This is a genomic window from Janthinobacterium sp. SUN033 (assembly GCF_030397595.1).
GTDB lineage: Bacteria > Pseudomonadota > Gammaproteobacteria > Burkholderiales > Burkholderiaceae_D > Janthinobacterium > Janthinobacterium kumbetense.
Map to the genome: position 1 here is coordinate 701,767 of NZ_JAPQNV010000004.1, position 12,045 is coordinate 713,811.

General features: G+C 66.0%; 11 protein-coding genes. 4 read left to right on the plus strand and 7 right to left on the minus strand.

All coding sequences use genetic code 11. From position 1 onward, the window contains the following. The first annotated feature begins 11 nt into the window (after positions 1 to 11). Positions 12 to 1,433: an MFS transporter gene (locus tag OX460_RS20275; protein WP_289899717.1), complete on the plus strand. Its 1,422-nt coding sequence runs from the start codon at positions 12 to 14 to the stop codon at positions 1,431 to 1,433. Next, positions 1,430 to 1,828 carry a DUF4440 domain-containing protein gene (locus OX460_RS20280; protein ID WP_251349625.1) on the plus strand — a complete coding sequence of 133 codons (399 nt, stop codon included), beginning with the start codon at positions 1,430 to 1,432 and terminating at the stop codon, positions 1,826 to 1,828. Before OX460_RS20275 ends, OX460_RS20280 begins: the two co-directional genes overlap by 4 nt. A gap of 1 nt (position 1,829) precedes the next feature. On the opposite strand, the gene OX460_RS20285 is transcribed toward OX460_RS20280, so the two are convergent. Genes OX460_RS20285 through OX460_RS20305 form a run of 5 tightly spaced genes read right to left on the minus strand, consistent with a single transcriptional unit; the run spans position 1,830 to position 8,571 of the window. Then, positions 1,830 to 2,405: a DUF1349 domain-containing protein gene (locus OX460_RS20285; RefSeq protein WP_251349627.1), complete on the minus strand. Its 576-nt coding sequence runs from the start codon at positions 2,403 to 2,405 to the stop codon at positions 1,830 to 1,832. Between the two features lie 25 nt (positions 2,406 to 2,430). Continuing rightward, positions 2,431 to 3,819 (minus strand): TolC family protein, encoded by a 1,389-nt coding sequence (locus OX460_RS20290; RefSeq protein WP_289899718.1) that lies wholly within the window; start codon positions 3,817 to 3,819, stop codon positions 2,431 to 2,433. Continuing rightward, positions 3,816 to 6,914, minus strand: a complete 3,099-nt coding sequence (locus OX460_RS20295) for a MexW/MexI family multidrug efflux RND transporter permease subunit (RefSeq protein WP_289899719.1) — start codon at positions 6,912 to 6,914, stop codon at positions 3,816 to 3,818. The genes OX460_RS20290 and OX460_RS20295 overlap by 4 nt, the downstream gene beginning before the upstream one ends. 15 nt (positions 6,915 to 6,929) lie before the next feature. Then, positions 6,930 to 8,030: an efflux RND transporter periplasmic adaptor subunit gene (locus OX460_RS20300; RefSeq protein ID WP_289899720.1), complete on the minus strand. Its 1,101-nt coding sequence runs from the start codon at positions 8,028 to 8,030 to the stop codon at positions 6,930 to 6,932. A gap of 58 nt (positions 8,031 to 8,088) precedes the next feature. Next, a complete protein-coding gene (locus OX460_RS20305; protein ID WP_289899721.1) occupies positions 8,089 to 8,571 on the minus strand; it encodes a DUF2165 family protein in 483 nt (160 codons plus the stop codon). Between the two features lie 125 nt (positions 8,572 to 8,696). Here OX460_RS20305 and OX460_RS20310 point away from each other — a divergent pair, with 125 nt between their 5' ends. Further along, positions 8,697 to 9,365, plus strand: coding sequence for a MarR family transcriptional regulator (locus OX460_RS20310; RefSeq protein WP_289899722.1), 669 nt, complete (start codon positions 8,697 to 8,699; stop codon positions 9,363 to 9,365). Here the strand turns inward: OX460_RS20310 and OX460_RS20315 are convergent. Next, a complete protein-coding gene (locus OX460_RS20315; RefSeq protein WP_251349639.1) occupies positions 9,362 to 10,639 on the minus strand; it encodes an MFS transporter in 1,278 nt (425 codons plus the stop codon). The genes OX460_RS20310 and OX460_RS20315 overlap by 4 nt on opposite strands. Positions 10,640 to 10,751: 112 nt before the next feature. Between OX460_RS20315 and OX460_RS20320 the strand changes: the two genes are divergently transcribed. Beyond that, positions 10,752 to 11,651 (plus strand): LysR substrate-binding domain-containing protein, encoded by a 900-nt coding sequence (locus OX460_RS20320; RefSeq protein ID WP_289899723.1) that lies wholly within the window; start codon positions 10,752 to 10,754, stop codon positions 11,649 to 11,651. 59 nt (positions 11,652 to 11,710) lie between these two features. On the opposite strand, the gene OX460_RS20325 is transcribed toward OX460_RS20320, so the two are convergent. Continuing rightward, a complete protein-coding gene (locus OX460_RS20325) occupies positions 11,711 to 12,025 on the minus strand; it encodes a hypothetical protein (RefSeq protein WP_289899724.1) in 315 nt (104 codons plus the stop codon). Between the last annotated feature and the right edge of the window lie 20 nt (positions 12,026 to 12,045).

Consider the following 12,045-nt stretch of genomic DNA (forward strand, 5'->3'; position numbering starts at 1 on the left):
TTCGGAGCACCATGGACTATCGCAAAAAGGTCGCGGCCATCTATCTGCTGGGGTTTTTCGTCGACCTGATCAACATGTTCATCACCAGCGTCGCCTATCCCGACATCGGCCATGCCCTGCACGCCTCGGTGGCGCAGCTGGCCTGGATCAGCACGGCCTACATCCTTGGCCTGACCATCGTCATCCCCGCCAGCGCCTGGCTGGCTGCCTATTATGGCAGCAAAACCGTGTTCATGGCATCGTTGCTAACATTTTTATGCGCCAGCATCGGCGCCGGCCTGGCGCCCTCGATCGAGGCGCTGATCGCCTGGCGCTGCGTGCAGGGCCTGGGCGGCGGCTTGCTGATCCCGCTGGGGCAAAGCATGACTTACCAGCTGTATCAACCCGCCGAGCGTCCCGGCCTGTCCTCCGTCATCATGCTGGTGGGCTTGCTGGCGCCCGCCCTGTCGCCCGCCTTGGGCGGCGTGATCGTCGACAGCCTGTCGTGGCGCTGGATTTTTTATCTGAACGTACCGTTTGCCGCGCTGGCGCTGCTGCTGGCCGCCTGCTGGCTGCGCCCCGACCCGCCGCGCGCGCAAGTGCCCCGGCTCGACACGGGCGGCCTTGTGGCGGGCAGCACAGCCATCCTTTTGCTGTTGCTGGGCTTGACCATGATGGGTACACCGGGCGAGCTGCTTGCCGGCGCCGGTGTGCTGGCGCTGGGCGCCGCCTGCGCGTGGGGCTATGTGCGCGGCGCGCTGCGCAAATCCACGCCCCTGCTCAACCTGCGCCTGGCTACCGAACCGCTGCTGCGCATCGCCATGCTGATGTATCTGCTGGTGCCGGGCGTGTTCATGGGCGTGAGCCTGCTGGCCATGCTGTATTTGCAGGGCGTGCTGGGCATGTCGGCATCGACGGCGGGCGCGCTGATGCTGCCGTGGGCGCTGGCCTCGTTTGCGGCCATCTCGCTCACGGGGAAAAGCTATCGCCGCGTGGGACCGCAACCGCTGTTCATCGCTGGTGCGCTGCTGCAGGCGGCGGGCATGCTGATGCTGCTGCGGGTGGATGCGGCGGGCCAGTTGTTCTGGTTGGCCGGCGCGTATGCCGTGATGGGCTTTGGCGGCGGCTTGTGCAGCAGCACGGCGCAAAGCACGGCCTTCCTGCGCACGCCGGACGGGCAGCTGAGCCAGGCCAGCGCCGTGTGGAATATCAACCGTCAGCTGGGCTTTTGCCTGGGCGTGGCGCTGCTCAGCGTACTGCTGAATGGCTTGCTGGCGGCGCAGGGAATTACGTCGCTCGACGACCCCGCCCAGCACCTGCGCGCGGCGCAGGTTTTTCACTGGTGCTTTGCGCTGGCCGCCAGCGCGTGCGTGCTGCCTTTGGCGCTGTGCGCGCGCATCGATAACCGCGCCGTTCTCGACCTTTTACATCACCATGGAGCAGCAAAAAAATGAAGACAACGAACCCCTGTTTTGACGACGTGTTATCCACGCATGTGCTGATCCGCGAATGGCTCTCCGGCGTAGCCACGGCGCCCGAACATTGCGCCGATTTGCTCGCGCGTTTTTCGCCCGGTTTCACGATGGTGTCCCCCGGCGGCAAGCAGCTCGATCATGCCGGCTTGACGGCATTTTTCCAGGGCGCCGGCGGCAGCCGTCCGGGCCTCATCATGCGTATTTCCGACCTGGCATTGATCCAGGACAACGCCACCGGCGCCACCGTGTCCTACCGTGAGTTCCAGTCGCTGCCGGGCGCGGAAAACACGGAGCGCCTGTCGACCGTCGTGTATGAGAAGACACCGGCTGGAACGCTGCTGTGGCGCCATTTGCACGAGACGTGGAGCGCTTGATCTAACTCAAATCGTGCAAGTCTTTTTGTTGCGCCGGGCCGATGGAAAAGCGGGAAAACACCACCTCCAGGCCACCCCGTTCCGGCGTGCAGCACATGGGGCCGACGCGGTAGCTGCCGGCCTCGGGAAATGGCGCCAGGCGCAGCAGCGGCCAGCGCTGGCCATCGGTCGAATACTGCACGCGGATCGCGCCTTGCGCCACCGTCACGCGCAGCCAGAAACCGTCCGGCATGGCGGGAGCGCTGCTGACGGCCCAGTCGGATTTGTCCTGCGTCAATACCGTGCTCAATAAGAGCTGGCCGTCGGAAAATTCGACGCCGCACTTGATCCAGTTTTGCTCGTCGATGCGCACCATCATGCCGGCCTGGTCGTACAGCGCCGCGTACTGCGCCGCCACGTGCAGCTGCGCCGTGAAATCGCCGTCGATTTGCGTGCCGAAAAAATGGCCGCTGTCGCGGATAAAACCATAGTGAGTCTTGCGCCAGAAATCCGTATTTGCATCCGTCGTCACGCGCAATTGCGCGCCGTCGGCGGACCAGTTTTCCGGTGGATTGAGCCAGCTGCCTTGCGTGAACATCGCGTGCCTTTCCGAGCTAAAAAGATCACATAGTGTGCCCCCATCCCAGCGCCTTGTACAGGGCGATCGCATCGATGTAGGACGCCGTTTCCGCCAGCAGCGCTTCGCGCCGGATATCGTATAAGGCGCGCTGGTTTTCCAGCACGGCCTGGTAGCTGCCGGCACCGCCCGCATAGCGCGTGCTGGCGATGCCGAGGGCCGCGTTGCCGTGGCGCGCCGATTCCAGCAGCGAGGCCAATCGCGTCTGGTTTTCCGCCAGCTGCGTAACGGCGTTTTCCACCTCTTCCTGCGCCAACAGCATCGTTTGCGCATAGCGCGCCAGCGCGCCCTGCGCTTCGGCCTGCGTACCGCGCAAGCGCGCCTTGACGCTGCCCAGGCGGAAGGCCGGATGGCTGACGGAAGGCGCCACGTCGAAGGCGCGCGCGCCGCCGTCGAATACGCCGCTGCCGCGCAGCGCAAAGAAGCCCAAAAAGCCGCCCAGGCTGAGGCGCGGATACAGGTCCGCCGTTGCCGCCCCCACGTCTTCGCTGGAAGCGGCCAGCAGGCGCTCGGCGCGCACCACGTCGGGACGCTGCCTGATCAGGCGGTTCACGTCGCCCAGCGGCAGCTGGCCGGCCAGCGGCGCCTGCTGCCGTGGCTGAGTGGCCAGAGCGATGGCGCCCGGCGCTTGGCCGCTCAGCACATCGAGCCGGTACTGCGCCTGGCGCAAGCCGGCCTGCAACGGCGGCAAGGCCGCCTCGCTGCGCGCCAGGTTGGCCAGCGCGTTGTGGCGCTCTTCCGGCAAGCCGCTGCCGGCGCGGATGCGCGCGTCGATCAGGGCGATGGTGTCGCGCCAGCTGTGCACCTGCGCCTGCGTCAGCGCCAGGTTTTGCTGGTAGCCCAGCGCCTCGTAGTAATTGCGCGCCACTTCGGCGGCGATCGTCAGCTGCACTTGCCGCAAATCGGCCTGCGCCGCGTCGGCGCGCGCCTGCGCCGAGCGGCTGATATGCGCGAGGCGGCCGAACAGGTCGATCTCCCACTGCGCGTCGAAACCCACGCGCGTGCTCGTGCCGGCGGCGCGACTATCGGGGGTGTCTTGCTGCACGCTGCGCTGCCACCCCGCCTGGCCTGTGACGGCGGGCAGTTCGTCGAGGCGGCGCTCGTCGAAGGTGGCGCGCGCGGCCAGCAGATTCGCTTGTGCCTGCGCGATATCGAGGTTGTGGGTCAACGCGCTGGCGATCAGCCGCGACAGGCGCGCATCGTCGAAAAACGTCCACCAGCCAGCATCGCTGGCAGCCGTTTGACCTGGCGCAAACTTCGCCTGCTGCGGACTGGCCAGGGCGATGGCGGGCGTGCCCGGCGTGACGTAGGCGGGGCTGACGGCGCAGCCGGCCAGCAGGGGGAAAAGGGAGACGAGATAGTGGTAATTTTTCATGGGGATTCCTTCAGCGCGTGCGACAGATCGCGCGCGCGCGGCGTGGCATGGTCGGCCGTGTGGCGGCGGGCCAGAAAGGTGTACACGGTGGGCAGCACGAACAGGGTAAAGAAGGTGCCGATCAACATGCCCGAAACGATCACCACGCCCAGGCCGAAACGGCTGTTTGCGCCCGCGCCGGACGCGAACAGCAGCGGCACCAGGCCCACCACCATGGCCGCCGTCGTCATCAGAATCGGGCGCAAGCGGATTTGCGCCGCCTTGCGGATGGCGCTGAGGCGGTCCAGCCGTTCATGCACCTGCAATTCGTTGGCGAATTCCACCATCAAAATCCCGTGTTTGCTGATCAAGCCGATCAGGGTCACGAGGCCGATCTGCGTGTAGATGTTGACGGTGGCGTAGCCCAGCGCCAGCGGGATCAGCGCGCCGCAGATCGACAGCGGCACCGTGATCAGGATGATCAAAGGGTCCGTCAGGCTTTCATATTGTGCCGCCAGCACCAGGTAAATCACGACGACGGCCGCCAGGAAGGCCAGCAGCAGCGCATTGCCTTCCGTGGCGAACTGGCGCGCATCGGATTGCCAGTCGTAGCTGAAGCCCGGCGGCAGGGTTTTCGCCACGCCGTCGAGGAAGGCGACGGCGTCGCCCAGGGTCACGCCCGGCGCCGGCACGCCCTGGAAGGTGGCCGCATTTTGCTGGTTGAACTGCGTCAGCATGTTCGGCTCGATCTGTTCCGTCACCGAGACGACGGCGGACAGGGGCAGCAGGCTGCCATCGTCGGCGCGCACGTACTGCTGCGTCAGGGCCTGCGCCGTCAATCGCTGCTCGCGCGGGCTTTGCGCGATGACGTCGTAGGCGCGGCCATCCATGCCGAAGCGGTTCAGGTAATTCTCGCCCACCAGCACGGCCAGCGATTCGCCGATGTCCTGCATGCGGATGCCCAGGCTGTTCGCCTTGGAGCGGTCCACGCGCACCTTGACGACGGGGTTGTTGTAATCGAGGTCGCTGTCGACGACGGCAAACAGGCCGCTGTCGCGCGCGCGCTGCTTGACGTCTTCCATCGTGCGGAACAGGGTGGCGTAATCCTGCGCGCTGCGCAGCACCATTTGCACGGGCAAGCCGCCGCTCGATCCGGGCAAGGGCGCCAGCTGGAAGGCGAAGATGCTGGTGCCTTCCACGTCGCCCGCGGCGTGCTGCAATTCGGCCTGGATGACGGCCGCATTGCGTGAGCGTTCGGCCCATGGCGTCAGGTTGATGCCGCCGATGCTCGATGCCGGGCCTTCGCCGCCATTGATGATCCAGCGCGAGTCCGTTTCGGGGATATTTTTGTAGATCTCATCGAGCTTGTACGAAAAGCGTTCCACGTAATCGAGGTTGGCATGCTGCGGCGCCTTGATCGCCGTCAAGACGCTGGCCTGGTCTTCCGCCGGCGCCAGTTCGCGCTGCGGCAGCAGGTACAAAAACGGCAGACTGACCATCACCAGCGCGGCGAAACCGGCACTCCACCAGCGGTGGTGCAGCGAGCGATCCAGCAGGCGCGCGTAGCGGCTGGTGAGGCCTTCGAAGAAATGCTCGGCGGCGCGCGCCATGCGCCCTTCCGCTTGTTTCGGCTGCAGCAGCAGGGAGCTCATCACGGGAGACAAGGTCAGCGCCACCACGCCCGACACCACCACGGCGCCGGCCAAAGTCAGCGCGAATTCCTTGAACAGCGCGCCCGTTAATCCCCCCATCATGCCGATCGGCGCATACACGGCCGCCAGCGTGATGGTCATGGCGATCACGGGGCCGGCCACTTCGCGCGCGCCCACCAGGGCGGCCGCCACGGGCGTCTTGCCTTCCTCGATATGCCGGTGCACGTTTTCCACCACGACGATGGCGTCGTCGACCACCAGGCCCACGGCCAGCACCATCGCCAGCAGGGTCAGTAAATTGATGCTGAAGCCGAAGGCCAGCATCAGCGCCGCCGCACCCAGCATCGACAGCGGGATCGTCACGACGGGAATCAGCACGGAGCGCAGGGAACCCATGCACAGGTAGATGACGATGACGACGATGAGCAGCGCTTCGAGCAGGGTGTGCGCCACTTCGTCGATGGACGACTGGATGAAGCGCGCCGTCTCGAATGCCAGCTCGACCTTCACGCCCGGTGGCAGGGTTTTCTGGATTTCCGGCAGCAGCTTCTTGATGCCGTCGACGATCACCAGCGGGTTGCCGCCGGGCGTGGGCGACAGGCCCAGATACACGGCCGGCACGCCGTCCATGATGCCGCTCGTTTCCGTGGCGGCCGCGCCCAGTTCCACCGTGCCCACGTCCTTCAGGCGCACGAGGGCCGCGCTGTCTTTTTCATCGCCGCCCTTCTTGACGACCATGTCGCGAAATTGCTCCACGCTGGTCAGGTCCGTGTTGACGCTGATGTTCGCGACGACGAATTGTCCCTTCACCTTGCCGGGCGCCGCCTGGTAGTTATTGCGCCGCACGGCGTCGGCCACGTCGGCCGCCGTCAAGCCGCGCGCGGCCAGTTTCGCCGGGTCGATCCACAAACGCATGGCCAGCTGCTGGCCGCCATACACGTCGACTTTCGCCACGCCGTCGATGGTGGCGAACATGGGCTGCACCACGCGCGCCAGGTAATCCGTCAGCGCGGGCGCGGACACGCTCTCGCTGGCAAAGCCGACGTACGCCACGGCCGAGGAATCGCCGGCCGCGCGCTCGATGACGGGGTCGAAAGCGCCTTCCGGTAATTTATAGCGGACCTGGTTGACCTTGGCCATGACTTCCGTCAACGCTTGCGTGGAATCGCGGTTCAATTCCATGCGCACGGTGACGGTGCTGCTGCCCTGCACCGACGACGACGTCAGGTAATCGATGCCTTCCACCGACGATACGGCTTGCGCGATGGGCTGCGTCACGAAACCCTGCATCAGTTCCGCCGAGGCGCCCGGATAGTTGGTCGTGACGGTGATGGTGGACGATTCGAGCATCGGGTATTGGCGGATCGGCAGCTGCAGGATGGCGATCACGCCCAGCATCAGAATCAAGGTGCTGATCACCAGCGCCAGCACGGGGCGGCGCACGAATAAATCGGTAAATTTCATGGTGCTGGCCTTTCCTCAAGAACCGGCCTTGGGCGCGGCGCGTTTCGCCTCGTCCAGGGTATTGGCCACGGCCTGCACGGCCATGCCGTCGGCCAGTTTCAGCTGGCCCGAGGCGACCACGCGCTGCCCTTCGCGCAAGCCGTCGAGGATGGCCACGCGGCCCCCGGCCCGCTCGCCCAGTTTGACGCCCACGCGCTTGACGGTGAGCGGCTGTTTTCCTTCCTGCTGCGCCACAAACACCGTATCGCCATACGCGCTGTAGGTCACGGCCGTTTCCGGTACCGTCAGCTGTTGGCCAGCCTCGCGGGCCACGCGCACGTTCGCATACATGCCCGCTTTCAGCGCACCGCGGGGATGGCTCAATGCCGCCTGCACCTGCACCATGCGCGAGCGGGCGACCAGCGGGTCGATGGCGTTGATCTTCGCCGTGAAGATTTCATGCGGATACGCGTCCACCAGCACTTGCACGGCCTGTCCCGGCGCCAGTGTTGCGCTGCTCTGCTCATCGAGGGCGAAGTTCACCAGCAAGGCCTTCGTGTCGATCAGGCTGGCCACCGTGTCGGCCGCGTTCAGGTACTGGCCCGCGTGCACCTTGCGGATGCCCAGCTGCCCGGCGAACGGCGCGCGGATGGTCTTTTGCGCGATCAGCGCTTCCGTCTGGCGCACGTCGCCCAGGGCCGCGTCGCGCGCGGCCAGCGCCGCATCGAGCTGCTCCTGCGTAGCGGCCTTTTCCCTGACCATCTGCACGGTGCGGGCATGGCTGCTTTCCGCGTTTTTCAGCTGTGCGCGCTGGCGCAGCAGCATTGCCTGTTCCTGGGCGTCATTGAGCTGTACCAGCACGGCGCCGGCCGCCACGCTCTGGCCCGATTCGAAGCGGATCTGCGTGACGCGCCCGCCCGTTTCGGCCGCCACCTGCACCTGGCGCGCCGCTTCCAGTTCGCCCACGCCCGCAAAAAAGCGTTCCTGCGTGCCCAGCACGACGGGGACCAGCGCCACCTTGGTGGCGGGGTAGGCGGCGGCATCGGCCGCATGCGAGTTGGCGCGCGGATACAGCGCGGCGCCCGCGACGGCCAGGGCGATGGCCAGCGCGGAAACGCCGACGAGTTTCGTATTCATGATGAAGTCCTTTACTGCATTGAAAGGGAGAAAGAAGAAGAGGCGCAGCGGAGGCTGGTCAGGTCCGCTGCGCGTTGAAAAGTACAAACAGGGCGATGGTCCACAGCAGCAGCACCAGGTGCGTCGTCTGCAAGCTTTCTTGGGCAATCCAGTAACCGAACCACAGGCCGCCCAGGTGCATCAGCAGCAGGAAGGCGGCCATGGCGCACAGGGCCAGGTTCAGCCAGGGCAGCGCTTGCGTCAGGGAAGCGCCGAGCAACAGCGCCACGCCCGTCCAGGCGGCGATGGCGGCCAGCAGTTGCAGCGCCAGCACCGTCAACAGGCTCAGGCGGTGCAGGGTCAGCGAGGTGAGCGCGCGGCGCAGCAGCGGCGTCTGGATGGTCGGGTCCTGGCGCAGCGGGTCCATGCGCATGGTGTTGCCGATGGCCCAGACGGCGCCGTGGAAGGCGTGCAGATTGTTGAGGGCGGCCAGGGTGAGCCAGAGGGCTAGGCCGGTGGCGAGGATGGCGTGAAACAGCCAGATCGAGTGAGACAGTTGCATGGGAAAATCCTGTCAAAAGAGTACCTTGCCGGCATGCGGACGTGGAAACTCCTCGACAGCGGGGAGCTACCGGCCTATTATGCAAGCAATTAGTTGGTTAACTGGCCCCATGATAGTTGAGCGAAATGAATTACACAAGTAAACGTTTGGATAATAGCGAGGCGCCGCAAACGACGGAGCGCATCCTGTATTTCATCAAGACCAAGGGACCCGTCTCCACGGCGACCCTGGCCAAGACCCTGGACATGACGGGCGAGGCGGCGCGCCAGCAAGTGCAAAAGCTGGTGGCGGCGGGCCTCATCGAGGGGCGCCAGGAAGCGCAGGCGGGCGCCGGGCGGCCGCGCCAGAACTGGGTCTTGACGGAGGCGGGCAATGCGCGCTTTCCCGACACGCATGCGCAGCTGACGATCAAGCTGATCGGTTCCGTGCGCCAGCTGTTCGGCGAAGCGGGCCTGGATAAACTGATCACGCAGCGCGAAGAGGAAAGCCGCAGCGCGTACGCACTGGCGTGCTCGGCGCCGGACTTGCCCACGCGCTTGCAGCAGCTGGCGGCCGTGCGCGATGAAGAGGGTTATATGGCGCGCGTGGAAGCGGATGGCGACGACTGGCTGCTGATCGAAGACCACTGCCCCATCTGCGCCGCCGCGCGCACCTGCCAGGGTTTTTGCCGCTCCGAATTGCAGCTGTTCCAGGAAGTGGTGGGACCGAACGCCAGCATCGTGCGCGAGCAGCATGTGCTGACGAATGCGATGCGCTGCATCTACCGCATTTCGCCGCTGCCCGAGTTAAATTAAGCTTTCGGAAACAGGGGCCGCGTGGCCAGCGCCACCAGCCCCGCCAGCCACCACACGACGGGCCAGCTGCTGGCCGCCAGCAAGTGCGGGATGGCGATCGGCGTGAGGAACAGGCCCGCGTAGACGGCCGTGTTCGCCATGCCCAGGGCCGTGCCCGCGTTGGCGCCGCCCGCTTCCGTGGCCAGCTCCGTGTAGGCCACGCCATGCCAGGCGGACACGGCGATGCCGGCGGCCACCACGGCGGCCATCAGCAGCCAGCCCGGCGCCTGCAGCCAGGCGATGCATCCCAGCACAATGAACGACGCCAGCGCCACCAGGGCCGAGCCGCGCAGATAGGCGGGCCGGTTCGCGTGGCGGTCCGTGTGGCGTCCGCTCCAGATGCGCATCACCATGGCGCCCGCCTGCAGGGCCACCATCACGGCCGTGATGGCGGCCAGGCCCAGGCGGCCATGGTCGTGCAGGAAGACGGTGGCATAGCTGAGCACGGCAAACTGGGGCACGCACAGCAAGCCGATGGCGGCCACCATGCGCCACACTTTGCGGTTTTTGAGTGGACCTTGCAGCGGCGGAGGCGGCTTGATCCCAAACAGGCCCGTGGACGCGTTTTGCGGCTCCGTGGCGGCCTCGGCAGAGAAATCGGGCTCATGCATCCATCGCCACGTAAAAAACGCCGACAGGCCGCATACGAGGGCCAGGGCGCCAAACACGGGCATGAAGCCGTAACGTGACGCCAGGCTGGGCAGGACGAGGGCGCCGAGGCCGCCGCCGAGCGGCACGGCCGTCTGGCGGATGCTCATGGCGAAACCCCGTTCGCCCGCGCCGAACCAGCGCATCACGGCGCGCCCGCTGGCGCCATTCACGCTGCCGCCCAGCACGCCGACCAGCGCCAGCCCGGCCGCCAGCGCCCATAACGGCGGCACGGCGCCGTCAGCGGGTGTGATCCACAGCAGCAAGGTCAATAGGGCCAGCATGGTGCCCAGCAAGCCTGTCAGCAGCACGGGGCGGTCGCCCCAGCGGTCGGTGGCCATGCCCCATGGCAATTCTGTCAGGGCCACGCCCAGGCCCATGGCGCCCAGCGCCACCCCCAGTTGCGTATTGCTCAGGTGATAGCCGCTGCGCAGCCAGATGGCCGTCGTGGGCATGCCGTTGGCGGCGGCGGAAAAGCTGGCATTGGCCGCCACGCCGACGGCCAGCACCTTCCAGCGGTGGGCATCGCCCAGCGCGGGCGCGGTGGCGGGGACAGGAACAGGAACGGCTGGGCAGCTGGTGGTCATGGCAGGGAGGGGAAAGTGGTTGACCCTGACAGTGTTGCGCAGTACGATCGTTCTGAATATCAGATAATTTACCAGTTACCATCCCATAAAACAGGACGATTGCATTTGCGCCATGAGCTTGCTGAATTTTGACATCGCCTTCTTGCGCAGCTATGTGGCTGGCATCGAGCTGGGCAGCTTTGCCCGCGCGGCGGACAAGGTGGGCCGCTCCACCTCGGCCGTCAGCGCGCAGCTGAAAAAACTCGAGGAGCAGGCGGGCATGCCCCTGTTCCGCAAGGATGGCCGGGGCCTGGCGCTGACGCCGGCCGGCGAAGTCTTGCTCGGCTATGCACGCCGCCTGCTGGAACTCAACGACGAGGCGGCCGTCGCCTTGCGCGGCGCGGAACTGGAAGGCTGGATACGGCTCGGTTTGCAGGAGGATTTCGGTGAAGCCTTGCTGCCCGACGTGCTGGGGCGCTTTGCCCGCGCGCATCCGAAAGTGCGCATCGAAGCGCACGTGGCGCGCAACACGGCCCTGATGCAAGGGCTGGCCATGGGCCAGCTGGACCTGGCCCTGCTGTGGGGCGGCGCCTGCATCGCCGACGTGGCCGAGTATCCGCTGCCGCAGCGCCAGCATATTGCCGAGCCGGCCATGCGCTGGATCGCCTCGTCCAGCCTGGCCTGGCAGCCCGAATCGGGCGAGCCCTTGCCGCTCATTACCTTCGACCGCGACTGCCTGTTCCAGCGCTGCGCCACGCAGGCGCTGGACCATGCGGGCATCGCCTGGCGCACGGCGTTTACCAGTCCCAGCCTGGCGGGACTGTGGGCGGCGGCCGCGGCCGGGCTGGGCGTGACGGTGCGCACCAGCCTGGGCTTGCCGTCTTCCGTCTGCGCGCTCGATCACGTGGCGGCGGGCTTGCCCGCCTTGCCCCCGCTGTCGCTGGAACTGCTGCGCGCCTCCAGCGTGTCCAGGCCGCCCGTCGAGCGGCTGGCTGGCCTGATCATCGACGCGTTGCGGGACAGTCCCGCTTGATACCGGCGAGCGGGAACGGGCGCCGTGGGCTATCGGCATGCATCGGTCCCGGTGCAGGTTTACCGAGGCCGTTCCCAGCTTGCTCGCCAATGGAAACAGATTCCATCTTGCATGATCTGCACATCAGCTATGTTCCGCTGCATGCCGCTGTGCGTATCGAGTACGCAAAAATCGCATGACTGAATTTCCTGCTCCAACCGGTCTGCCTCGACGAAAAGCTGATCGTTGGCGGCTTGTTCCAGATTCTTGAACAAGGTCGCGTATGCGGCAAAGGCAGCCGTGGGAAGAAAAGTCCCGAGAACAAGCGCATTCTCGGACAAGACGACAATTTCTCCGAGGATCGTTCCAGAACGATCAGATAGTGTCAGGCTCATAGGGCGATGGACATTTTGGT

Bases quoted from the DNA above. Each gene is read 5' to 3' on its own strand.
- OX460_RS20275 (WP_289899717.1), top strand. From the start codon at position 12: ATGGACTATCGCAAAAAGGTCGCGGCCATCTATCTGCTGGGGTTTTTC.
- OX460_RS20280 (WP_251349625.1), top strand. From the start codon at position 1,430: ATGAAGACAACGAACCCCTGTTTTGACGACGTGTTATCCACGCATGTG.
- OX460_RS20285 (WP_251349627.1), bottom strand. From the start codon at position 2,405: ATGTTCACGCAAGGCAGCTGGCTCAATCCACCGGAAAACTGGTCCGCC.
- OX460_RS20290 (WP_289899718.1), bottom strand. From the start codon at position 3,819: ATGAAAAATTACCACTATCTCGTCTCCCTTTTCCCCCTGCTGGCCGGC.
- OX460_RS20295 (WP_289899719.1), bottom strand. From the start codon at position 6,914: ATGAAATTTACCGATTTATTCGTGCGCCGCCCCGTGCTGGCGCTGGTG.
- OX460_RS20300 (WP_289899720.1), bottom strand. From the start codon at position 8,030: ATGAATACGAAACTCGTCGGCGTTTCCGCGCTGGCCATCGCCCTGGCC.
- OX460_RS20305 (WP_289899721.1), bottom strand. From the start codon at position 8,571: ATGCAACTGTCTCACTCGATCTGGCTGTTTCACGCCATCCTCGCCACC.
- OX460_RS20310 (WP_289899722.1), top strand. From the start codon at position 8,697: ATGAATTACACAAGTAAACGTTTGGATAATAGCGAGGCGCCGCAAACG.
- OX460_RS20315 (WP_251349639.1), bottom strand. From the start codon at position 10,639: ATGACCACCAGCTGCCCAGCCGTTCCTGTTCCTGTCCCCGCCACCGCG.
- OX460_RS20320 (WP_289899723.1), top strand. From the start codon at position 10,752: ATGAGCTTGCTGAATTTTGACATCGCCTTCTTGCGCAGCTATGTGGCT.
- OX460_RS20325 (WP_289899724.1), bottom strand. From the start codon at position 12,025: ATGAGCCTGACACTATCTGATCGTTCTGGAACGATCCTCGGAGAAATT.